The organism is Domibacillus indicus (assembly GCF_000970685.1).
Lineage (GTDB): Bacteria > Bacillota > Bacilli > Bacillales > Domibacillaceae > Domibacillus > Domibacillus indicus.
Map to the genome: position 1 here is coordinate 392,576 of NZ_LAJB01000007.1, position 22,579 is coordinate 415,154.

Annotated in this window: 24 protein-coding genes, 1 other RNA gene, 1 pseudogene and 1 riboswitch; of the genes and pseudogenes, 6 read left to right on the forward strand and 20 right to left on the reverse strand. The window is 45.2% G+C overall.

Annotated elements, in window-relative coordinates; all coding sequences use genetic code 11:
- The 7 genes from cobJ to VP98_RS10130 all read right to left on the reverse strand — a co-directional run bounded on the left by cobJ (position 1) and on the right by VP98_RS10130 (position 6,545).
- Positions 1-1,566, reverse strand: a complete 1,566-nt coding sequence (gene cobJ / locus VP98_RS10100; protein WP_046175250.1) for a precorrin-3B C(17)-methyltransferase — start codon at positions 1,564-1,566, stop codon at positions 1-3.
- Positions 1,563-1,934 carry a (2Fe-2S) ferredoxin domain-containing protein gene (locus tag VP98_RS10105; RefSeq protein WP_046175251.1) on the reverse strand — a complete coding sequence of 124 codons (372 nt, stop codon included), beginning with the start codon at positions 1,932-1,934 and terminating at the stop codon, positions 1,563-1,565. The genes cobJ and VP98_RS10105 overlap by 4 nt, the downstream gene beginning before the upstream one ends.
- Before the next feature lie 141 nt (positions 1,935-2,075).
- A riboswitch (cobalamin riboswitch) is annotated at positions 2,076-2,268 on the reverse strand.
- Between the two features lie 187 nt (positions 2,269-2,455).
- A complete protein-coding gene (locus VP98_RS18285; RefSeq protein ID WP_052712200.1) occupies positions 2,456-2,974 on the reverse strand; it encodes a PepSY domain-containing protein in 519 nt (172 codons plus the stop codon).
- An 89-nt stretch (positions 2,975-3,063) separates the two neighbouring features.
- Positions 3,064-3,579: a PepSY domain-containing protein gene (locus VP98_RS18290; RefSeq protein WP_052712201.1), complete on the reverse strand. Its 516-nt coding sequence runs from the start codon at positions 3,577-3,579 to the stop codon at positions 3,064-3,066.
- Entirely contained in the window at positions 3,576-4,958 is a 1,383-nt protein-coding gene (locus VP98_RS10120) for a sensor histidine kinase (RefSeq protein ID WP_046175252.1), read from the reverse strand. The genes VP98_RS18290 and VP98_RS10120 overlap by 4 nt, the downstream gene beginning before the upstream one ends.
- A complete protein-coding gene (locus tag VP98_RS10125) occupies positions 4,955-5,626 on the reverse strand; it encodes a response regulator transcription factor (protein ID WP_046175253.1) in 672 nt (223 codons plus the stop codon). Before VP98_RS10125 ends, VP98_RS10120 begins: the two co-directional genes overlap by 4 nt.
- A gap of 82 nt (positions 5,627-5,708) precedes the next feature.
- Positions 5,709-6,545, reverse strand: a complete 837-nt coding sequence (locus VP98_RS10130; protein WP_052712202.1) for a TetR/AcrR family transcriptional regulator — start codon at positions 6,543-6,545, stop codon at positions 5,709-5,711.
- Between the two features lie 159 nt (positions 6,546-6,704).
- Here VP98_RS10130 and VP98_RS10135 point away from each other — a divergent pair, with 159 nt between their 5' ends.
- Positions 6,705-8,198: a DHA2 family efflux MFS transporter permease subunit gene (locus VP98_RS10135; RefSeq protein WP_082087906.1), complete on the forward strand. Its 1,494-nt coding sequence runs from the start codon at positions 6,705-6,707 to the stop codon at positions 8,196-8,198.
- A gap of 68 nt (positions 8,199-8,266) precedes the next feature.
- On the opposite strand, the gene VP98_RS18295 is transcribed toward VP98_RS10135, so the two are convergent.
- The gene (locus tag VP98_RS18295; RefSeq protein ID WP_052712203.1) at positions 8,267-8,671 is read right to left on the reverse strand and encodes a DinB family protein; all 405 of its coding nucleotides are present in this window, start codon (positions 8,669-8,671) and stop codon (positions 8,267-8,269) included.
- 158 nt (positions 8,672-8,829) lie between these two features.
- Between VP98_RS18295 and VP98_RS10145 the strand changes: the two genes are divergently transcribed.
- Complete coding sequence (locus VP98_RS10145; RefSeq protein WP_046175254.1) at positions 8,830-10,125, forward strand: lysine N(6)-hydroxylase/L-ornithine N(5)-oxygenase family protein; 1,296 nt, start codon at positions 8,830-8,832, stop codon at positions 10,123-10,125.
- Between the two features lie 23 nt (positions 10,126-10,148).
- Here the strand turns inward: VP98_RS10145 and VP98_RS10150 are convergent, their stop codons facing one another.
- From VP98_RS10150 to VP98_RS10165, 4 genes and pseudogenes are all read right to left on the reverse strand, one after another.
- On the reverse strand, positions 10,149-10,799 hold the full coding sequence (locus VP98_RS10150; protein ID WP_046175255.1) for a CAP domain-containing protein: 651 nt from the start codon (positions 10,797-10,799) through the stop codon (positions 10,149-10,151).
- A gap of 231 nt (positions 10,800-11,030) precedes the next feature.
- Positions 11,031-11,516 (reverse strand): annotated as a pseudogene (locus VP98_RS10155) (amidase domain-containing protein); the annotation flags it as partial.
- Positions 11,517-11,875: 359 nt separating this feature from the next.
- Complete coding sequence (locus VP98_RS10160; RefSeq protein ID WP_046175257.1) at positions 11,876-12,640, reverse strand: IclR family transcriptional regulator; 765 nt, start codon at positions 12,638-12,640, stop codon at positions 11,876-11,878.
- 52 nt (positions 12,641-12,692) lie between these two features.
- The gene (locus tag VP98_RS10165; protein WP_046175258.1) at positions 12,693-14,849 is read right to left on the reverse strand and encodes a malate synthase G; all 2,157 of its coding nucleotides are present in this window, start codon (positions 14,847-14,849) and stop codon (positions 12,693-12,695) included.
- A gap of 341 nt (positions 14,850-15,190) precedes the next feature.
- On the opposite strand from VP98_RS10165, the gene VP98_RS10170 reads away from it, so the two are divergent.
- Complete coding sequence (locus VP98_RS10170) at positions 15,191-15,421, forward strand: cold-inducible protein YdjO-related protein (RefSeq protein WP_046175259.1); 231 nt, start codon at positions 15,191-15,193, stop codon at positions 15,419-15,421.
- Positions 15,422-15,485: 64 nt separating this feature from the next.
- Here the strand turns inward: VP98_RS10170 and VP98_RS10175 are convergent, their stop codons facing one another.
- Positions 15,486-15,776 carry a hypothetical protein gene (locus VP98_RS10175; RefSeq protein ID WP_046175260.1) on the reverse strand — a complete coding sequence of 97 codons (291 nt, stop codon included), beginning with the start codon at positions 15,774-15,776 and terminating at the stop codon, positions 15,486-15,488.
- 73 nt (positions 15,777-15,849) lie between these two features.
- Positions 15,850-16,332 (reverse strand): DUF456 domain-containing protein, encoded by a 483-nt coding sequence (locus tag VP98_RS10180; RefSeq protein ID WP_046175261.1) that lies wholly within the window; start codon positions 16,330-16,332, stop codon positions 15,850-15,852.
- A 67-nt stretch (positions 16,333-16,399) separates the two neighbouring features.
- Here VP98_RS10180 and VP98_RS10185 point away from each other — a divergent pair, with 67 nt between their 5' ends.
- Both VP98_RS10185 and VP98_RS18570 read left to right on the forward strand, forming a co-directional pair.
- Positions 16,400-16,777 carry a nucleotide excision repair endonuclease gene (locus VP98_RS10185; protein ID WP_046175262.1) on the forward strand — a complete coding sequence of 126 codons (378 nt, stop codon included), beginning with the start codon at positions 16,400-16,402 and terminating at the stop codon, positions 16,775-16,777.
- A gap of 230 nt (positions 16,778-17,007) precedes the next feature.
- Positions 17,008-17,181, forward strand: a complete 174-nt coding sequence (locus VP98_RS18570) for an aspartyl-phosphate phosphatase Spo0E family protein (RefSeq protein WP_082087907.1) — start codon at positions 17,008-17,010, stop codon at positions 17,179-17,181.
- Positions 17,182-17,306: 125 nt separating this feature from the next.
- Here the strand turns inward: VP98_RS18570 and ssrS are convergent.
- Positions 17,307-17,508: non-coding RNA, 6S RNA (gene ssrS, locus VP98_RS18575), on the reverse strand.
- A gap of 162 nt (positions 17,509-17,670) precedes the next feature.
- Between ssrS and VP98_RS10190 the strand changes: the two genes are divergently transcribed.
- Positions 17,671-18,648 carry an LLM class flavin-dependent oxidoreductase gene (locus VP98_RS10190; protein WP_046175263.1) on the forward strand — a complete coding sequence of 326 codons (978 nt, stop codon included), beginning with the start codon at positions 17,671-17,673 and terminating at the stop codon, positions 18,646-18,648.
- Between the two features lie 164 nt (positions 18,649-18,812).
- Here VP98_RS10190 and ppnP read toward each other — a convergent pair whose 3' ends face one another.
- The 5 genes from ppnP to VP98_RS10215 form a co-directional block, all read right to left on the reverse strand.
- The gene (gene ppnP, locus VP98_RS10195; RefSeq protein ID WP_046175264.1) at positions 18,813-19,127 is read right to left on the reverse strand and encodes a pyrimidine/purine nucleoside phosphorylase; all 315 of its coding nucleotides are present in this window, start codon (positions 19,125-19,127) and stop codon (positions 18,813-18,815) included.
- A gap of 267 nt (positions 19,128-19,394) precedes the next feature.
- On the reverse strand, positions 19,395-19,694 hold the full coding sequence (locus VP98_RS10200) for a hypothetical protein (RefSeq protein WP_046175265.1): 300 nt from the start codon (positions 19,692-19,694) through the stop codon (positions 19,395-19,397).
- A 60-nt stretch (positions 19,695-19,754) separates the two neighbouring features.
- The gene (gene asnB / locus VP98_RS10205; RefSeq protein ID WP_046175489.1) at positions 19,755-21,572 is read right to left on the reverse strand and encodes an asparagine synthase (glutamine-hydrolyzing); all 1,818 of its coding nucleotides are present in this window, start codon (positions 21,570-21,572) and stop codon (positions 19,755-19,757) included.
- 77 nt (positions 21,573-21,649) lie between these two features.
- A complete protein-coding gene (locus VP98_RS10210; RefSeq protein ID WP_046175266.1) occupies positions 21,650-22,099 on the reverse strand; it encodes a MarR family winged helix-turn-helix transcriptional regulator in 450 nt (149 codons plus the stop codon).
- On the reverse strand, positions 22,096-22,575 hold the full coding sequence (locus VP98_RS10215) for a glutathione peroxidase (protein ID WP_046175267.1): 480 nt from the start codon (positions 22,573-22,575) through the stop codon (positions 22,096-22,098). Before VP98_RS10215 ends, VP98_RS10210 begins: the two co-directional genes overlap by 4 nt.
- Between the last annotated feature and the right edge of the window lie 4 nt (positions 22,576-22,579).

Below are 22,579 nucleotides of genomic sequence, written 5' to 3' on the forward strand. Positions count from 1 at the left end.
TTATTCACCGCACGGCATCGGCTCAATGTCCGGCACCGGCATATCCCGATGTGCAAATCCTTCGACTTCGCCCACACGTTTAAAATATTTAAAGAACCGTTCATTCGGATGGCCGGATTCTCGGTACTCTTTTACAATCCGTGTCAGCATCGGCACAACTTTCTCAGGTGGAATACCCTCTGCTGCATATACACCCGGATGAGCGGTCCGGCTGACCACTTTAGCGCCTAAAAATAAGTCAAAGGCTCCTTTGCGGTAGACAATGCCGATATCTTCATTTACCGCACCGTAGCAGGCCATGCCACAGCCGTTGACACCAATGCGAAGCTCTTTCGGCACACCAAGGCCGCCAAGCTCCCGCCCAAGCTGTTCTGTATAGGGAATCGCGTCACCTTTGTCACCATTGCAGAAATCACACGCCTTGATGGTGACAACATCCCCTGCCGGTGCAAGGCTTAGTCCCGCTTCTTTCAATTTTTCAATAATCGGCTGCGGGCTGCTCGTTTCGGTTTTTAACAGCACATAATGATGCGGCGTGTATTCAATCGTGCCGGTTTCGCCCGCTGCTTCAGAGATAGCGATCAGCTGCTGAGGTGTAAAATGCTTGTTTACCACACCCGGGCTGACTGCTGCTTCAAATATTGTTTTAACAGCCGGCGGGGCATTTTTCTTTTTCTCAATTGCCGCCAGCGCCTGGAGACCCAATTCCTTTAAAGGCCGTTTTGCTTCGTTTTTGCCGCCGTGCAGCGCCCACGGTTCATTTTCCGGACGAAGCCGCTCATGCGGACGAAGCGGCTGCTTTTCTTCTGTTAAGGTATATTTGCGTGTGTAGCCGCGCGGAGTGATCATCAGCCCCTCATAAAAAAAAGTCGTTGAATTGCCGATCACTACTGTCGTCAGCATGCCAATCTCATGATCCAGCATGTTACGAAGCGTCGTCATCACAACTTCCTCCCGGTCACGATAGGCACTTTTCACAAGTCCCACCGGTGTTTCGGGGTTTCGGTACTTCAGCAAAATTCGCTGCGCTTCCTCAATTTGTTTGGTGCGCCGGCCGCTTTTCGGGTTATACAGCGCAATCACAAAATCAGCGGCTCCTGCTGCATCAATTCGTTTTGCGATCAGCTCCCATGGTGTTAAATGGTCGCTCAAGCTGATTGTGCAGGAATCATGCATAATTGGGGCGCCAAGCAGAGATGCACAGGAGTTAATCGCTGAAATACCTGGAATAATCTCCACGCGTATGCCGGTATCACGCTTCCAGCCCTGCTCTGCCAGCACTTCGTATACAAGGCCTGCCATGCCGTATACGCCGGCATCACCGCTTGAAATAACAGAAACTGTTTTGCCGCGCTCCGCCTGCCTGACTGCTGCCTGTGCCCGGCTTACTTCTTCGCTCATTCCTGTTGAAATAACTTCTTTTCCTTCGATCAGCGGGGCTACAAGCTCCATATACGTTTTGTATCCAATCACATAGTCGCTTTCTCTTAATGCTTGTTTGGCCCGGCCGGTAATATGATCTTCATGGCCGGGTCCGAAGCCGACAACGTACAATGTACCTGTCATTTTTTCTCTCCTTTTTCTGTGCCTCTGAAGCGGCTGTTCAATAGCTGCATGCCTTCGCCTGAACGCTCATACGCAATCCACTTTTTTAACGGCTGATTGTTTTGCAGATGCGAAGCAACCATTTCCCTGGCCCGGTGCTCGTCCATTTCAAAATACCAGTCTGCTTCTGGATAAACGACTACCACACAGCCGTCTTTACACCGGCCGTTGCACCGGGTTCTTGTTGTATGTATACTGGCGTCTAATTCACGCCTGTTAATCTCTTCCCGGATTGCCTGTGTTACTTCCTCGCCGCCCTTTCTCATGCAGGTTGATCCATTGCAAATAAGGACATGCTTGTTCATCTGTGTTAAATTCCAGGTCGCCATCTCTGATTCCCTCCTTTTGATAAAAACGCAAAAAGCCCCCGCTTCTTCGGCAGAAGCAGGGGGCAGAAAAGGGCATTAAAAAGAAGCAAGACATAAAAAGTCCATGCATGCACGCTCATCCCGTTCTTCCCACCGAAGAATGATGTTTCAGCATCAAAAGCAGGTCTCCTGGCTTGCGGTCACTTTACTTTTGTCTCCCTTCCCGGATAGTTTCCAGTGGGGCAATCAGACAAGTTCATCACGCTTACAGTAGCGGGGGCTGCACCGGACTTTCACCGGTTTCCCTATTATCCCGGATGTACAAACTCCGGGCACTTTTAATGTGTAAATATTTAGTTTTCCTGCCATTAACATTAGCAGGAAAAGCCTTCCTTTGACAAGCAAAACTTAAAAGAGCAGGTGCTAATTATAAAAAAGACCTCTTTTTAAAGAGGTCTAAGGCTGTTGACAAACGCTTGCTTTCTAACTTTGTCTACACTCTCAGACCTCTTTTTAAAGAGGTCTTTTCAATTCTCTATTGATCAATCGTTTAAATCTGTTTCTCCGACTTGCACTTTACCTGTCGTTCCATCTACATAAACATCGGTCTCTTTATTGCCATCATGGATTTCAATTTCGTACCCGCCGTCATCAAGTTCTATATCTTTTACTGTGCCTTTTACTTGTTTTTCCGCTGCCGCGATTGCTTCCTCCTGAGTCACAGCTGCACTGGCCTGCTCATGTTGACCGTTAAAATCATCATCAGTATCGTCATCATCCTGTTCTGTTTTTAAAACATCTCCCGAATTCCCATCAATTTTTACATCATATCCCTGTGTATCTACCTCATACACCGGGCCTGTTAAATCACGCTCCAATTCTACGCTTTCAACAGCTGAATTTGTTTCTTTTTCAGCGATTGAACTCGCTTCCTCAATTGTCAGCTTTGTGTTAAAACCGGGAACTTCTGCTTGTATTTTATCGTTCTGCATTCCCCAAAAAACTCCACCGCCCAAAAGTCCTGCTGTTAATAAGCTGCCGGCTATTATTGTTTTTTTCATTCTGGTTCCTCCTCTTGTTTTTCCTGCTTTTATCATAGCCAGACAAAATGAGAAGAAAGAGAGGAGAAAATGAGAATTCGATGAGAAAATTAATCGTCCCAGGTGATTGACATAATGCCGCCCGAAATGGCATTTACCTGAACAGTCGCTTCCTCACCGCTTTTTGTTTCAATATCGATAAGGTAGGAGCCGGCTTCTTCTTCATCCCCGAGTTCGGCCTCCTCAATAGTCCCGGGTACTTTCGTTAACGCAATCTGTCCCGCTTCTTCCGCTGTCAGCATCCGAGTGCTTTCCTCCTGTATGAACGGAGTCTCGGCTTCCAATGCAGCGTCTTCTTTTTTTATTTCCGAAAGGCGTGCCAGCTTTATTAATTCTCCTGTTCCGCTGTTTACTGCCAGCTCATATGCACCCTGTCCCGTAACTTGAAGGATATAAACAAATTGTCCGTTTTTTTCTTCCGACTGAACGACAGTTCCATTATACTGCCGGGCCAGCTTTTCTCCGGCTTCTGCAATAGTTGGCGGTGCCTGCCGGAAGAAAGAATAAAAAACAAATGCGGCGGCCAGCGCGGCGCCTGCAATAATCAAGAGTATCACTTTTCTCACAGCTGCTCCTCCTGTTTTTCTTTTAGTGTAACGGGAGAAAATGAGAATTCACTGAAAGTTAAAATGGCTGTTGTCCCGCTGCTCTCCTCACTTTCCAGGCGGATCTTTATATCCAGGGCATCCGCAATCTCTTTTGCAAGAGCCAGCCCAAGACCAAACCCGCCTGTCTTGCGCGATCTTGCTCTATCTACTCGATAAAAACGGTCAAATACTTTTTGCAGGTCATCCGCAGGAATACCGATACCCCGGTCGATCACCCGAATCTCTTTCTTATTTACTTTTATTTCGACCGCTTCCTCTGAATATTTTCTTGCGTTATCCAAAAAAATATAAAGCAGCTGCCTTAGCTTTGAACGGTCCGTGTGGATTATAAACGGAGCCGCCACATGAACAGCTACCGGACGCTGATGGGCTTTTTCAAAAGCATCAGCTGTTTCCCGGACGAATTCATCAATGGCTATCTGCTCGTGCTTTATATCCCAGCCCTCACCGCGCCGGGCCAGTGCCAGAAGCTGCTGTGTCAGCTCTTTCATACGAATTGCTTCTTCGTGGATGGCTTCCACTGATTCCTCCCATAATTCGGGCCGTTCCCTGCCGCGCCGCTTAAGTAAATTTGCATATGATTCAATAACTGTGAGCGGTGTTTTCAACTCATGAGAGGCGTTTTGCACAAAAGCCTCCTGCTTTCGATAATTTTCTTCAAGCAGATCCATCATGCCGTTAAATGTCACGGCCATATCCTGCAATTCATCATGGCGCTTTTCTTTCGTTTGTATCCGTTCATAGGTGCCTCTTGTTCGGATGTGCTGCATCGTTTTTGTCATTTCTTCGACTGGATTCGAAATAATGGCACCGAGAATGCGGGCGGAAAAAACAGCTGGAATCACCGCAATAATGGAAATAAAGATAAGAATAAGGCGCAGTATATGTAAAATCCGATCTGTAGCTTGTAAACTTTCCATTCTCTCAAGCAAGGCGATTTCTCCGCTCCGCCAAATAACAGGGATGGCTGCATATGCGTAAGAGGAATTCTTTGTTTCGACAACCAGACGCTTTTCGCCATTCCCATAACGCGCTTCACGCTCGCGAAGCGCCGCAGTATTCTGTGATACAGAAACCCCGTCAACTGTCCCGTTTGGCAGAATCACTCGAATCATGCCATCTGAAGGCGTGTAAGCACGTAGCAGATCACTGCTTGCAACTGATTCGGCTGGACTGGAAATTCCGCTGGCTGTCCGTGCTGCATCAGCGGCATTTCGTTCCAGGTCAGCTTCTTTTAACATATAAGAAGCAGTAAAATAAATAGAAGTATTTATAAGAACAACAATGACAATAAGCAGGACGCTCGTTCCAAGGTGAATTTTGTTTTTCAGCTTCATGATTCTTTCAGCACGTATCCGACTCCGCGAACCGTCTGGATCAGCGGCCCGTCAAACGGCTTATCAATTTTATTTCGAAGATAGCGGATATAGACATCCACAATATTGGTGTCTCCATAATAGTCATATCCCCAGACACCATCCAGGAGCTGCTCCCGCGATAAAACATGACGCTTATTTTTTAATAAATAAAGAAGCAAATCATATTCTCTCGGTGTTAAATCAATTAATTGCCCCGCACGTGTTACTTCATGAGCTGCTTCATCAACGATTAAATCTGCTGCTGATAATGAAGTGCCCGGCACGGTTTTCCGGAGCGCGGCTCGAATTCTCGCTAAAAGCTCGTCCATATCAAAAGGCTTTGTCACGTAATCACTGGCACCAAGATCAAGCCCGCTTACTTTATCCGCCGTTTCATCCTTCGCTGTCAGCAGAATAACCGGCACATCACTTCCCTGCTTGATTCTCCGCAACACCCCCATACCGTCCAGCCCCGGCAGCATCACGTCCAGCAGCACAAGATCAAACTCACTTTCCCGAAAAGCTGAAATCGCATCAAGACCGTCCAGTACTTTTTTTGTTTTGTATCCTTCATGCTCAAGCTCGAGTTCCAGCAAACGGGCAATCCGCTCCTCATCTTCTACAATCAGTATTCGATGGTCGCTCATTTCATCCGCTCCTTTCCTTCCTCTTATTATCCGTTGAAAAACCTTTGTTTGTCCAAAAAAAGACGACCTTCACCAGATCGTCCTATCCCTTAAAAAAATCATCTATTAATGTTAAAAGGTCTTCGTTTCCAGGAATACACTTTGCCACGGTTTCTATAACAAGCCGGCGGGGAGTTTCTTCCCTTGCTTCATCCTGCAAAAATCGGAGCAGCTCATCTGCCTGCTCGTCAGCTGACTGCTGCATGGCGCCGATTTTCTGCAAAAGCCGGCTTTTTTTGCGTTCTTTTATAAGAAGCTCTTCTGGCTGCCATCTCTCAAGCAAGCGTGAATCGAGCAATACATCTTTTGTCTTCACAATATCTTCTACTACTGCATCCATTCTACGCATGGCATAAGCAATCACAGAATCAACTTCAACATCCTCTTCTATTGCGGCCAAAAAATGAAGCGTATTTTGAATAATGCCGAACATGCTGATGGCCGTATCTAAAGAATACGGACGAACGCGCGAACCATATACCTCCACGAGCCGTCTTTGCATCCAGCGCAGTTCCTTTAAATGGTGCCGCTTGACGAATTTTTTCAGTTCTTCATCTTCCGATATAAACACACCCTGAAACAGAGCAAATAAATTGTTTTCTTTGTTTACTTCCATTTTTACTTTGACCTGCCGGATAAACACCTCTTTATCATGAACAGGGCGCCCGGCGATCACCTCGGTGCGGCGTTCATCTGCTTCCAAATTAATTTTTTCGAAAATACTGATCAGCAGCTCACTTTTAGATGGAAAGTAATTATAGAAGGTTCCTTTTGAAATGCCGCTTTTCTCTAAAATATCCTGAACGGATGTAGCCGTATATCCTTTTTCCACAAATAAAGCGTGTGCGGCTTTCATGACATTTTTTTTACGCTCGTTCAATGAATGCACTTCCTTTTTTGAACTGTCGGTCTATTCAGAGATTAACGCAGCACACTTATTATTTCAAGGTTTAATAAATAATCTTTAATTATTTGTTGATTTTTTTGGACGACCGGTATAATATAAATACCTATTGGAATACAAGTTCAAAATTTGAACATGCAGTATGCTAGAGGAGGAATTATTTTGAATACACAAGGAGCGATGGAAAAACCGCCCTATGCAATGATTGCGATTTTATTTGTCGGCGCGTTTGTCTCTCTTTTAAATGAAACGTTATTGAATGTGGCCCTGCCATCGATTATGAAAGATTTTGATGTATCAGCGTCTGCTGTACAGTGGCTGTCAACCGGTTATATGCTTGTAAATGGCGTGTTAATTCCGGCAAGCGCCTTTTTCATCCAAAAATTCACAAACCGGAATTTATTTATCACCGCGATGATTTTATTCACTGCAGGATCTGTTCTCGCAACACTGTCACCGACATTCGGCGTACTTTTAGCCGCGCGGATGATTCAGGCATCCGGCTCCGCTATTATGATGCCGCTTTTAATGAACGTTATGCTGGCAAGCTTTCCAGTGGAACGGCGCGGGGCAGCGATGGGCATCTTCGGACTTGTCATGATTACAGCTCCCGCTATCGGGCCGACTCTTTCGGGCTGGCTGATTGAACATTATTCATGGCGCACGCTGTTTGACGTTGTTATTCCAATTGCAGCGATCACCCTTATTTTTGCGCTTTTCAAGCTGAAAAATATCACACCACAGCGAAATATTACGCTGGACGCACTATCGCTTGTTTTATCCAGCATTGGATTCGGCGGAATATTATACGGATTCAGCTCGGCCGGCGAAAAAGGCTGGGATTCTATTCATGCCTACGGGGCGATTGCCGCCGGCGTAATCGGGCTTATCCTGTTTGTTCTGCGCCAGATGAAGCTGGATGAGCCATTGCTTGAGTTCCGGATTTACAAGTATCCAATGTTCGCCCTTTCATCTGCGATTTCGGTGGTTATTGCAATGGCGATGTTTTCCGGCATGCTGTTAATGCCAATTTACGTGCAGACCATCCGCGGTATTTCCCCGCTTGATTCAGGACTGCTAATGCTGCCGGGCGCTATTGTAATGGGGATTATGTCGCCGATCACCGGTATTTTGTTCGATAAAATTGGCGCGCGAATCCTGGCTATTTTCGGACTGTCTGTGACGATTTTAACAACCTTTATGTTCAGTAATTTAACGCTGGATACATCATACGGCTACCTTATGTTCGTGTACACGCTGCGCATGTTTGGTATGTCGATGGTGATGATGCCGGTTATGACAAATGGATTGAATCAGCTGCCGCCGGTGATGAATCCGCACGGTACAGCGATGAACAATACTCTTCAGCAGGTATCCGGCGCTGTTGGTTCTGCTTTACTCATTACCGTTATGCAAAATCGGGCTGAGTCCGAGGCAGAACGGCTGGCTGAATCAGCAGCTGGCGACCCGTCTGCCATGGCGAATATTGCAAATGAAGCAACATTGAATGGGATTAACTTTTCGTTTACGGTATCTGTTTTCATTGCCCTGGCAGCACTTGTGCTTACCTTTTTTATGAAGCGGGTAAAGCCTGCCCACGAACAGGTCAAGCAGCAGTCTGCCGGCTGATTCACTTACTCTTTCAGAGGCTTAATTTAAAAAAACGCCCCTGCCGGCTGCGGCAGGGGCGTTTTTTATCAGGCCTTTTTTGTTAAGCTTTTAATAATTCCCGTATGCATACCTTCATGAAAGGTGACAAATTGGAGAACGGCATTGATGGTTGTCATCTCGAGCGGCCCGATTGTAACCGGCTGGTCTGCATCTTGATCGAGTTCCCCGCAAAATTCTGTCAATGCGTCCCATTTGCTCTTGAAGTGCATGGATAATTTCCTCTGCTGACGGCACATTTCCCTGCCAGTCTGACGGCCGCGTTCCAGTCGCAAACAAAGCAGCCCCTCGGCCAATACAAAAATATGCCCGGCATTCCAATGAATATTGTTGGATGACGAGCCCGGCATTTCTGCCCATTTTTCCTGCGGCGCATTATTGATTATATGGAATGCCGAATTTCTGGCAAAAACGAACTGTTTAATAGATTCCATTCAATCTCCTGCTGTGCGATAATCGCCTATATCTTATCACATTTCTTTTCCCCCACACTTATTCGAGGGCTCGAATAAAAGCATATTTGTATGTTTTAAGAAAACAATAGAACGGGAAAACAAAAGGAACTATAAATGGAGAAGGGACTGGATTTAAAATGTCAAAGCAAGTTTACGACCTATGCGGCGTTGGCATTGGTCCATTTAATTTAGGTATGGCTGCTCTTGCGGATAAAACCAGCTTGAAGTGCCTTTTTTTAGAGAAAAACAGCTCATTTAACTGGCACCCCGGTATGCTTATCAGCGGCAGTGATTTGCAGGTGCCTTTTCTGGCAGATCTGGTTACATTCGCCGACCCTACCAGCCCCTATACGTTTTTAAATTATTTGCATCATCAAAATCGGCTTCATTCCTTTTTCTTTTTCCAGCGCTTTGATATTCCGCGCCAGGAATATAATGAATATGCTAAATGGGTAGCGGCCCAGCTTCCGTCCTGCCGCTTTGATTCAAAAGTCACAAACGTAATCAGCCGTGATGGACTGTATGAAGTAACGGTAAATGGCCAGGAAACGATTTACGCCCGCCATGTTGTTCTCGGAACAGGCTCTGTGCCGATGATGCCCCCTGGCTTCAAGCCATCAAATGATGTGATTCATTCCAATTTCTTTTTACAGCATAAAGCTCATCTGCAAAAAGGCGAAACGATTGTTGTAGTCGGCTCGGGGCAAAGTGCGGCGGAAATTTTTTTAGAACTGCTGACGGAAAAAGACCAATTCGGTTATAAACTCGCCTGGCTGACCCGTTCTTCGGGATTTCTGCAGATGGAATCAGCCAAGCTTGGCCAGGAAGTTTTTTCTCCTGACTATGTCAATTACTTTAAAACTCTTTCATACAAAACCCGAAAAAGCTCTCTTAATGAGCTGGAACATCTGCGAAATGGCGTTGATGCTGCTACCTTAAAAGCGATTTATGATCATATGTACCACCGGTCTATTTATGGAAAGGAAACAGACGTGCTGATCCAGCCTTTAACGGAGGTTAACGGATTTGAAGACGGCCGCCTGCACTGCCGGCAATGGCAGGAGGATATTTCATTTGAACTGCCGGCCGACCGGGTGATTTTGGCGACCGGTTACAAACCTCATCTGCCGGACTGGCTGCTTCGGATGAAAGAAAAAATAAAATGGGAAGATAAACATTTTTTTGAGATTGATGATGACTACCGGATTATATTTAAAGATAACCGGCCCAATCATTTGTTTACCCTGACGAACCTGGAGCTTGCCTCTGGAACAGGCGCAACAAATCTCGGTCTTTCTGTCCGGCGGAATCAGGTTATCTTAAATGCCGTTGCTGACAAGCCATTATTTAATCTGAAACAGGATACGGTGTTCCAAAACTTTTCAGCAAATTTTATTCAAGAGACCTTTTCCATACAAAAAAGCGGGAGATGAAAATCATCTCCCGCTTGCTTTTATTATTTTCCAATGAACATTTGTGTCCAGTGGCCGTCTACATATCCTACACCAATGTGTGTAAAGTTTGTGCTTAGGATGTTTTTCCGGTGACCGTCACTGTTCATCCATGCCTTCATAACTTCTTCCGGAGTCTGCTGGCCTTTCGCGATATTTTCGCCGGCCGCTTTATACGTGATGCCAAACTGCTTCATCATATCAAATGGTGATCCGTATGTTGGCGACTGGTGAGAAAAGTAGCCTTTATCCTTCATATCCTGTGATTTTGCACGCGCTACCTTGCTAAGCTCAGTATCTAGTTCCAATGCTTTCAATCCAGCTTTTGCACGCTCTTCGTTTACAAGTTTGGCAACTTCCTGTTCAAAAGCATTAACAGATTCAGAAGCCGTCTGCGGGGCAGCTGTTTCTGCTGTTTTTTCCTGCTGCGGTGCTTCTGCAGCAGGCGCTGCCGCTTGCTGCGGTTTTGCTTCAGCTGTTGGAGCAGCTGTTTGGCTGGCAGCTGGCTGTTTCACCTGGTAAGTATATTTATAAGTTTTGTATTGAACAAGTTTTGATACGTCGCAAGTTGGTGCTGCTGCTTCCGCTTGTCCTGCTGTAAATAGTCCAATAGACATTAATCCGGCTACTGCGGCAATACGTACATTTATTTTCAAGGTAAAAATCCTCCTGTGTTTTTTAAGACTGCCCGGGCTGTGTGATTACTATAGCTTGAATCAAAACACCGCCGCAATAGATTTAAGCATGGAAAATGCTAGACTCTTTACATAATGGTAGTTTCCTTAATTGCCCACGGCGTTGAGCCCATACAAAATAAGCGGTTCAACTCTTCTTAAAAAAAGAAGAATTGAACCGCGAAACAAAAGCGTAATTAAGTGACATAAATGTTACAATGCCGTACTTTCATCTATATGGAAAAAGTAATAACGAATGCCAGCTGTATATGCGGTCGATGTTGTATAGCTCCAATGGCGGTTTCGGCTGTTGGCTGTATGGGCGTTAACGAGCGGTATGCCATTTTGTTTGCTTACCACGATCGCAGCATGATCCATTCGGCCATCCCCCGTAAAATCATAAATAATCACATCTCCCGGCAGGAGCATTTCAGGCGATTGCTTTCTCGCTGCTTTTAATCCGCTTCGTGACCCTTCCAGGTACCACCTGAGCGAATGTGCCACACTCCAGCTGAAGCTCCATGCGCCCCCTCTGATCCACCACCCGTTCTCTCTGCCCGGGTAGCCTCTCATTGGAGCGCCGCCTGCAAGCAGGCATTGGGATACAAAGTTAGTGCAGTCTACAGAAAATGAAGGAAAAGCCGGGTTGTAGCTGTTCCACCATTGATGGGCATAACGGACAGCTGCTTCACGATTGTACATATCCATTCCCCCTTAATAAATGGTATGCAAAAAAGAACATAGAAAAACCGGCCTGGGAAACCAGGCCGGTTTTATTTAAAAAAATAAAGTAACTCACAACGTTTTGCAGATGAATCTTTTCTTCATTCTGCATGAAACCGCCGCGGTATTATTAATTCTACATTATCGTTTTTGATGTACCTAAACGACCTAAGCCCTTCCTGCTCTTAAGTCCTTGCAGCTCCGAAGCTGCTCCAGTGTGAATAAGTTTAGTCAACACTAGCAGAATGCCAGAATTTTATTTAAACGTTCCAAGTTACGCTCTCAATCAGAAGGTAATTATATCATCTGTTCCTGACAAAGTCAACAGTATGTTATTATTTCCAGCCGAGGCGCTTTGAAATCTCCCGGCCCGCTTGAATCATCCGCTGCCGCAGCGGGATAAGCCGTTCATCTGTCATTCGAAGAGTCGGGCCCGAGATTGACACAGCTGCCGCTACAGCTCCGGTGTGATCAAAAACGGGAGCAGCAATACAGCGGATGCCGGCTTCGTTTTCTTCAAGATCAAGGGCGTAGCCTTTTTTCTTTACGTCCGCTAACTCTTTTAAAAATTCTTCTTTTGTAGTGATGGTATGCTCAGTATGAGCCGGCAGCCCTTTCCGGTTTAAAATCTCGATTACTTCCGATGACGGCAGATGGGCTAAAATAGCTTTGCCGACAGAAGTACAATGCACAGGTGCCCGTTTGCCGACTTTTGAATGCATTCTCAGTGCTTCATAACCGTCAAGCTTTTCAATATAAACGACTTCCCCCCGGTCATATACAACAAGATGAACCACTTCATTTGTTTCTGTTTCAAGCTGGCGCAGCACGCGCTGGGCTTCTGCCCTTACATCAAGTGAGTCAAGCAGCTTCGAGCTGATATTTAAAAAGGCATATCCGATCCGGTAGCGGCCGGTTTCTTCATTTTGTTCAATATATCCGTACTGCTCAAGTGTGGCGAGTGTTCGAAACACCGAGCTTTTATTAATATCCATTTGATTAGCAATTTCTGTCACCCCAAGCCCCGACCGGGACAAACTGACAATTTCAATAATATCGAGCGCCCGCGCAACAGATTTTACGACATTTTCTCTTTCCAACCGGTCTTCCCCCTCTTTTGAATGAGAAAAGCCGGCCGCAGCCAGCTTTCTTTTACGATTTAATCCTGTATTTTTCTTTTGCTTCGAGCCGTTTTCTATGCAGGATCGGCTCGGTATAGCCGTTCGGCTGTTCACGCCCTTTAAAAACAAGATCACAGGCAGCGCTGAATGCAACGGAACTATCATAGTCTGGTGCCATCGGCCGGTAGCCGGGATCACCGGCATTTTGCCGGTCAACCACCTTAGCCATGCGTTTCATCGTTTCCATCACCTGTTCTTTTGTGCAAACGCCATGGTGCAGCCAGTTGGCTGTATGCTGGCTTGAAATGCGCAGAGTGGCCCGGTCTTCCATCAGGCCAATATTATGAATATCCGGCACTTTCGAGCAGCCGACACCCTGCTCTACCCAGCGGACAACATACCCGAGAATGCCCTGCAAGTTGTTATCCAGCTCCTGCTGAATGTCTTCTGGACTCCAATTTGATTCATCCGCAGCCGGTATTTGCAAAATGTCATCCCGAAAAGCTGACGCACTCTGTGTTAATTCTTTTTGAACGCCGGACACGTTTACTTTATGGTAATGAAGTGCGTGCAGCACAGCGGCAGTTGGCGACGGCACCCACGCTGTACTGGCGCCGGCTTTTAAATGGCCAATCTTCTGCTCCAGCATCTCCGCCATTAAGTCAGGCATGGCCCACATTCCTTTGCCAATTTGTGCCCGCAGCTGAAATCCTGCCGCAAGGCCGGTGGCAACATTGGATTTTTCATAAGCGGCAAGCCAGGACGATGTTTTCATATCTCCTTTTTTTATCATTGGCCCCGCTTCCATTGAAGTGTGTATTTCATCTCCTGTCCGGTCTAAAAAGCCTGTGTTAATAAACGCAATCCGATTTTTAACAGCAGCGATACAGTTTTTTAAATTAAGAGAAGTCCGGCGTTCCTCATCCATAACGCCAATTTTCAACGTATAACGCGGCATTTCAAGTAAATCTTCTACTCGGTCAAACAATTTATTGGCAAATGCCGCTTCCTCAGATCCATGCATTTTCGGCTTTACGATATAAATCGATTTCTTATGCGAATTGTACAGTTTAAAGCTGCCAAGTGCGGATGGCTTTGCAATAGCACTTGTTATAACAGCATCTAAAATCCCTTCAAAAATTTCCTCACCGCGCTCATCTAAAATTGCGTTAGTTGTCATTAAATGGCCGACATTACGGACAAACATCAACGACCTTCCCGGCAGGGTCGCCTCCTCACCATCCGGAGTCACGTATGAACGGTCTGGATTTAAATTTCGGCTCACACGCTGGCCATTTTTATTGAATACAGCAGACAGTTCTCCTTTCATGAGGCCGAGCCAGTTTTGATAAACCAGCACTTTGTCTTCTGCATCGACGGCTGTAACCGAATCTTCGCAGTCCATAATAGTTGTGAGGGCTGCTTCCATTAAAATATCTTTCACACCTGCAGGGTCCGCGGCACCAATTGGATGATCCGGGTCGAGCTGTATTTCAAAATGCAGACCGTTGTTTTGAAGCAAAATACCCGTTTCACTTATTCCTTTTAATTGATCAGGATCTTTCAAAGCGGTCTGTCCGCTCTTAAGCGACACGATCAGCTGTCCGTCCTCCACATGATAACCAGTGGCATCCCGGTGCGAACCTTCTGCAAGCGGCGCTGCTTGATCCAGAAAGCGGCGCGCATATATAATGACTTCTTTGCCGCGAACCGGATTGTAGACTGCTGTCTTCTCCGCTCCGTCTTTTTCTGGAATAGCATCTGTACCATATAACGCGTCATACAAGCTCCCCCATCTTGCATTCGCGGCATTGATTGCATAACGGGCATTGTTAACCGGCACAACGAGCTGCGGACCCGCCTGCAGGGCAATTTCCTCATCAATATTCTCTGTTGCAATTTTAAAATCAGGCACGGCCGGTTCGAGATAACCAATCTCTTTTAAAAAGGCTTTGTAGGCACGAAAGTCAAATTGATTTTTTTTGTGCCAATCATTAATTTTCTCTTGAAGCTCGTCCCGCTTCTTCAGCAGCCGGCGATTTTCTGGTGTTAAATCTGTTACAAGAAGGCTGAACCTGTCCCAAAACACGGCCGGTTCCATCCCCGCTTCAGGCAGAACACTTCTGTTTACAAACTCAAACAGCTTCTGATCTACCTGCAATAAACCTGCTTTCACATAATTCCCCATTTGAAACATCCCCTTTGTTTCTTATTACGCAACAGCGTTTCAAAAAAACCTTAAAAAAAGAGTAGCACGGCTTTCAGAAAATTTCAATCTTTTTCTGAAAGCCCTTTTTTATTTTTTCCACATTTTCATTAAAATTGGGTAGAGCTTAACCATTGCTAAAATAACAGCGGTCCAGACAATAACCTGTAATATAATATCGCTCACTATAATCTTCTCCTTTTTATCAGTATAACAAAAAAGAAAGAACACTAAATCAGAAAACATTCAAAGTAAATGTATCAGAATGAGCCAAAGTGTGAGATAATAAACAAGATTGACCAAATAACCCCGGGGGTGACTTAATGTCTTATTACAGCAAAAACCGTACGGAGCCGCTGCCTAACGTTGATATTGAAACGTGGGAATGCCCGTCGGATGATTGCAAAGGCTGGATGAGAAAGAATTTTTCAGAAGATGATTCACCATCGTGCCCATTTTGCGGAAGTAAAATGGAAAACGGAACCCGGCACACGAATTCGCTGCAGAACAATACGTTTCGTAAACCGGCAGAAGCCGAACAAAAAAAAGCGTGATTCCATTTTAGGAATCCGCTTTTTCTTTCTTGATTTATCCAAAAGCAGTGCTTTTTATTTACAATCAGCTGTTTGATTTTTTTGATGCCTTGATTTGATATCGTTTGCCGTTTTCCACTTTTGGAAAAACTTCAATCTCTTCCTCTGTTACAGAAGGCTCCCCTTCTGCATCGGCAATTACTTCTTCAAGCAGATCTTCATCCGGCTCAACCATCCGGGCATCATAAGCATTCATTATCTCCTGGAGATCTTCAAGCGTCTCCGCCTGCTGGTCGCGCTGTACTTCTTTTAACAGCCGAGCTGATTCTTCTTCAGTTAATTCGACATATCCAACCCGTATTCGTTCCGTCGCCATGTTAAAAGCCTCCTGTATGTTTCTTGGTAGATGAACTATACCCTTATGCGTTCAACCCTTAAACATACCGCTTTCACAGAACAGCTTCCGCCGCAAACCAGCCAATCATAATCAGCTGAATGATAATTTTCGCAAATGTTCCGCTTAAAAAGGCGATCAGCGTTGCGTACGCCACAAGAAATGCCTGCTTTATATTTTTCAAAATAACAAGTTCGACAGCAAGAACAGCAATAAATGGCACGATAATAATGCCAAATGGCGGAATAATAAACGAACCTGCAATAAGAGCTATCATCGCTGTCCATTCTCCCCATTTAGAACCGCCGTATTTTTTAACAAAGTAGCTGTTGACAAGAAAATCAGCTAAAAACATAAGGAGCGTGAATAAAAGCATCCCGATCCAGAAAATAACGGATAATTCTTCACGGCTAATGCCAGCATAATAAAGGCCAAAGCCTGCCCACAGCACAAGCACAGACGGCACAATCGGAAAAATAAAACCGGCAAAGCTGGCAATGAACAATAAAATAATAACAGTCCAAATCAAAATAGACATACAAAGCCCCTTTCCTCTGTTATGATAGCATTGTACCATTATGTAAAAGAATAGGACGTGATTTACATTGATTAAAATCGAGCTGCCACAGGCTGACTATATTTTAACCAGAAAACGAAATCCAGAAGATACAAGCGAAGCAGCAATCGCCCGGGAGTATGGATTTACGGATTATCATAAAATTCCCCGCGATAAAGCAGGAGTTTTTATGTTTTATGACGCTCAGGACCGCCTTATGTTCGCCGGAAAAGCCCGGAAACTTCGCATGCGGATCCGCAAACACTTTGAAGACAGCGTATCAGATATTAAAAACCATCGTGATGATGTGCATAGAATTGTCGTGTTTGTGGTAGACAGTCCGATGGAACGGGATATTTACGAAACATACATTATTAATACGTTCGAAGCAAAATACAATACTGATAAAGCGTTTTTCCGTTCTTAATCATTCTGCCGGCTGCAAAAGCCGGCTCTTTTATTTAGAAAACACAATTTATACAAAGTGCTGACTAAACTGTTTTATGACAAAAAAGCTGTTTTTCTCCATTAAATCTCGACATTTCTGTAATGTTTTTAGACGTTTTGTCGAATATGTTTTAACCCCGTCTTTTTTTGCGTATACTAAATGCTGTTCCTTTTAATTATAGGAAAAGAGCTTTATATGGAGGAATAGCTATGAATAAAGCGATGACTGCTGATGAATTAATCAAAAAAATTAAAAAAATGCGCCATGTGATGATTTCAACAGGAACAGCAAAAGGCTTAAATCATGAGGAAACCATTCAATACAGCCAGCAGCTGGACCAGCTTATGAACCAGATCTATTTCAAACACCCGGATATTCGTTAAAACAAGGCTTGCGTCTGCTGCTTTCTGCCCGGCGCCCCTTCCCCAAAAACAGCGTTTTCAACCAGCCTGCTTTTTCTTCCCCTTGAATATTAAAACAAAAAAATCAGTTCCTGAGGAACTGATTTTTTGGCGCCGCCTTTGCCGTATTGTTAAAAAATAAGAAAGTTTTAAACCACCACTCCTCAAAGTGGGTGTTTGCAAAAACATTCATGTTTGTCCTCCGTGCCGAACCGGCAGAGGCCTGTCAATCCTGTTTTAATGTTAAACTCCCTATTACAGCTTAAAGGTTAAAACTTAATTAAAAAAACACGCACAACGCAGCTGCCTTCGTATCTTACTTCTTTTCATCCGAAATTGCAAGCCGTTTTATTTTGCCTCACGAAATATTCCTGCTACACTAAACAAACAAAAGACCTGCACAACGCAGTGCTATTATCCTTTGTCCTGTTTCCTTTTTTATTTTAATTTAAAGAAAGAAGTGTCGATTATATGTCTATTCCCTATTCAGTCCTTGATCTTGCGCCCATTACTGCAGGAAGCACTGCTGCCGAATCCTTTCAGCGTTCTGCCGACCTTGCCCGGCATGCGGAGCAGTGGGGCTATAACCGTTACTGGCTGGCTGAGCATCATAATATGCCTGGCATTGCCAGCTCCGCTACCTCCATTGTAATTGGCCATATCGCCGCAGCCACGAACTCGATTCGTATCGGCTCCGGCGGCATTATGCTGCCGAACCATGCACCGCTTGTGATCGCTGAACAGTTCGGTACCCTGGAATCACTGTTCCCGGGACGTATTGACCTTGGTCTCGGCCGTGCTCCCGGAACCGATCAGGTTACCATGCGGGCGCTGCGCCGCCAGAATATGAGTGACGGGCACGATTTTCCGGAACAGCTTGATGAACTGCGCGGCTACTTTAATGGTACAAACCGTGTTCATGCCGTACCGGGTGAAGGCCTTTCGATTCCCATCTGGCTTCTCGGCTCAAGCGGCTTTAGCGCCCGGCTCGCCGGAGACGCAGGCCTTCCTTTTTCATTCGCGAGCCATTTTTCGCCTGATAACACTATTCCGGCACTTGCCCTGTACCGCCGCCACTTTACGCCATCTGAGACTCTGGAAAAGCCATATGCAATGCTTGGCGTCAATGTAATTGCTGCCGATACAGATGCGGAAGCAGAGCGTCTCGCCACTTCTATGCAGCAGCAGTTTTTAAATTTAATCCGCAATAACACCGTGCCTCTTCAGCCGCCGGTTGACAGCATGGACAGCATATGGAGTGAATTTGAAAAAGCGGCCCTTCAGCAGCAGCTTGGTTCTTCAATCATCGGGGGTCCCGAAACTGTTAAGAAAAAACTGGATGCATTTATGGAAGAAACAAAGGCGGACGAGTTAATAATCAATGCACAGATTTATGATCATGAAGCAAGACTGCGGTCATATGAACTTACAGCTGAAATTTTAAACTAATAAAGTGTGCGCAAAAACCTCCCTTCCACGCCGGTGAAAGGGAGGTTTTCGCTTTAATAAGGAACAGTATGTAAAATCATTTATTCCATTATGTAGTGAACAACACTCTCTACAAGCTGAAACACCTGATTAACAGGCGTTTTCTATAAAAATATTCTTTTTCTCTATTCTGATAAGTAGGAACAGCAGTAGTCTACAACTGTATGTACTTTTAACTGGAAAGACTCATTAGCCGGTACGTAAAAAATACCGCTTCCATTAATTGTTTCCCATTCTCCTCCTGCCAGTTTGTATTCAAGCTTCCCGAAGGATATTTCCATTTCCTCTTTTAAGTCCGTTGCAAATTCGTATTCTCCCGGCATCATGATACCAAGCGTTTTTTTCGTTCCATCTTGCAGAAAAACCGTTCTGCTTGTCACCTTTCCATCAAAATAAATATTCGCTTTTTTTACAATACTGGCATTTTTTATTTCAATCATAGCTCTCACCCTTTCAATTTCTTTTACTAATTTATCATAAAATTTTGACGATTAACATAAAATTTTTCCGTATCCGGGTGGGCAGCGGCCGTGATTACACAGATGCCAGCCCGCTTCAAGGAATTTACAGAGGAGGCAGCCAGACGCTTCTTGATGTAAAAGTAAGCGTAAAAACAATAAACACTCCTTAATTTATAAAAAAAGGGGTTATTCCAAGCAGGCAGCTGGAATAACCCTGTTTTATTTATAATAGCAAGTAATGTGTTTTTATTCACTGTGAATATCGAAAGTAATATCCTGATTCCGGTGGTCAATATAAGCAACGCTGAAGCAGCGGTTTCCTGCTTTGCAGCCATCCGGCGTTTCGAATTTGTAGAATGTTTTTTTGCGGTCTTTCCGGTCCGATATATAACGGTCGGATACCATTTCATAAAACTTGGACGTCTCGCCGCACTTGATATGAAAGTGAGTGCCTTCGCCGAGCTTTAACTCTTCTTCAAACGATTCGCCCTTCTTCCACTCTCCATGTCCCGTTTTATACAGGCATGTTACTTTATTTGTTTTCATCGTTCAGCACTCCTTTCTTATTTGCTTTCTATATTCCCTCAATTTTGGATAAAAAACATCTTACTTGTTATAAAATCTCACAGAGTATTCATCAAACCAAAAATGCATCTGAATAAAGTAAGCTACAAGCTGGGGGCCGGTCATCAGCTGGCCAAACCAGGGATACTGAAAAGAAGCTCCGCCGGTCCGTGCCAGTTCTTCCAGCTTTTCTTTGGAAAAGAATTGCAGCAGCGGCGAATCTTTTTTTAAGATGTCCTGCAGCATAGCGCAGACAGCAGACGTATAAGCAGGATGATGAGTTTTCGGGTACGGGCTTTTTTTTCGGTAAAGCACATCCGGCGGCAGAATGCCGTCAAGCGCTTTTCGTAAAATCCCCTTTTCCCGTCCGTCTGCTGTTTTCATATCCCACGGAATGTTCCAGACGTACTCCACAAGCCGATGATCTGCAAACGGCACACGTACTTCAAGGCCTGCCCCCATGCTCATTCGGTCTTTTCGTTCTAAAAGAGCGGCCATAAATGATACCATATTTAAATAAAATAACTCTCTGCGACGGCATTCCGCAGGGGGTTCGCCATCAAGGAGCGGTACTTCATCACGTAATTTCCGGCTTTGCTCCCGCCCATATTCTTCCAGAGGGAGAACCTGCTGCCACCTATCATTCAGCAGCTGCGATTTTTCTTTCATCGAAGTAATCCAGGGGAATCCTTCCTCCTGCTGATTTCGGTGAAACCAGGGGTAGCCGCCAAATAATTCATCAGCGCATTCTCCCGATAACCCGACTGTGAAATCCCGTTTTATTTCATGGCAGAACCAGAGCAAAGAGGAATCGACATCTGCCATTCCCGGCAGGTCCCTTGCAATCATGGCTTCCTTTAAAGCATCGGCAAGTGTGCTGTGATCAATAATTTTTGTATGATGTACGGAACCGATGTGCTTCTGTACTTTTTCAATCCACGGCTTATCCTCACCCGGCTGAAAAAGACTGCTTTTAAAGAAGCGGCTGTTGTCTTCGTATTCAATTGAATAAGTGTGAAGCGGCTGATCAAAAAACTCGGCCGCAAAGGCGCTGATGGCACTCGAATCTACACCGCCGGACAAAAAGGTACAAACCGGCACGTCTGCGGTTAATTGGCGGGTGACTGCGTCCTGCAGAAGCTCACGGACACGCAGGGCAGTATCTGAAATTGAATCTGTATGCGGGGTGCTTTGTACGTTCCAGTACCGCCAAATACGGAGACCGTCCCGTTTTACCGTTAGTGCATGCGCCGGGCGTAATTCTTTTATATTTTTGAACACTCCCTGCCCCGGAGTTCTTCCCGGCCCGAGCGCAATCAGTTCCATTAAGCCGGCCTGATCCAGCTCCGGCTTTACATCCGGATGGGCAAGCAGTGCTTTTATTTCAGAGCCAAAAATAAAAGCTCCATTTTTTTCTGTATAAAACAGCGGCTTAACACCGAGCCGGTCACGAGCCATAAATAACTCCTGGCGGCTGTCATCCCATACACCAAAAGCAAAAATACCATTTAGCCGTTCCAGGCATTGTTCCCGCCACTCGATAAATGCATAAAGAAGCACTTCTGTATCAGAATGCCCTTGAAATGAGTGGCCGCATTTAAGGAGTTCCCGCCGAATATCTTCCGTATTATACAGCTCGCCATTGTAAACGATGGTATACAGCCCCCGTGTCATTGGCTGAACACCTCCGGCCGGATCTACCACAACAAGGCGTGTGTGGCCAAAAGCCGCATGACGGGAATTCCAAACATTAAAATCATCAGGGCCTCTTTTTACAAGTGTCTGCGCCATCTGGCGGACGGTTTCTTTTTCATTGACAAGCTCCCGCTGAAATTGTACAAAGCCTGTTATGCCGCACATACGCATCACCCTTTCCTATAATACGATATGCTTGCCCCACATCAAAAATGTCCCTAAATACAAAAACCGCCGGCACGCTAAGCACCGGCGGATCCTGTCCGTTCTTTCAGTTTTTGATGCAGGCTGTTCAGCCTCTTCATCAGTTCCTCGTATTCAGATAAGCTAATATGACAAAGCTCGATTTCCTCTTTGATTCGTTCCGTAATTGCTTCCTGGCTGCGGCGTGCTGTTTCCTCCAGATAAATAAAAACGTTGCGTTCATCTTCTTTTGAACGTTCTTTTCGAACCCATCCGTTTTCCTGCATGCGTGAAACCATCGGTGTCAGGGTTCCCGTTCCGAGACGAAGCCGCATACCAAGCTCTTTCATTGTTACGCCGTCTTTCTCCCACAGCGACAGAAGCACCAGGTATTGCGGATACGTTAAGCCGAATGGCTGGAGTGCACTTGTGTACAGTTTAGTAAACTCTCCGGCCGTTTCATATACTGCAAAGCAAAGCTGGCTGTCCAGTGATAAAAAATCCTTCATGACAAAATCTTTTGAATATCCTCTTCAATTTTTTCTGGGCTTGTCTGGGGAGCATAACGCTCAACAACCTGGCCATTCTGATCAATCAGAAACTTTGTGAAATTCCATTTGATTTTTTTAGACAGCATCCCTTTTTTCTCTGATGTTAAATGAATAAATAAAGGATCCGCTCCTTCACCATTCACATCGACTTTTGCAAAGATGGGAAACGTCACGCCGTAATTCACCTGGCAAAACTCCGTTGTTTCATTAATATCATCATATTCCTGATTATTAAACTGGCTGCACGGAAAGCCAAGCACTACCAGCCCTCTGTCTTTGTATGCTTCGTACAATGATTGAAGGCCCCCGAACTGGGGCGTAAACCCGCACTTGCTTGCTGTATTCACAATAAGCAGCGGCCGCCCCTCATATTCCTTGAGCGGCACCATTTCTCCATTTGGTTTTTTTACATCAAAATCATACACGGTTGCCATTTTC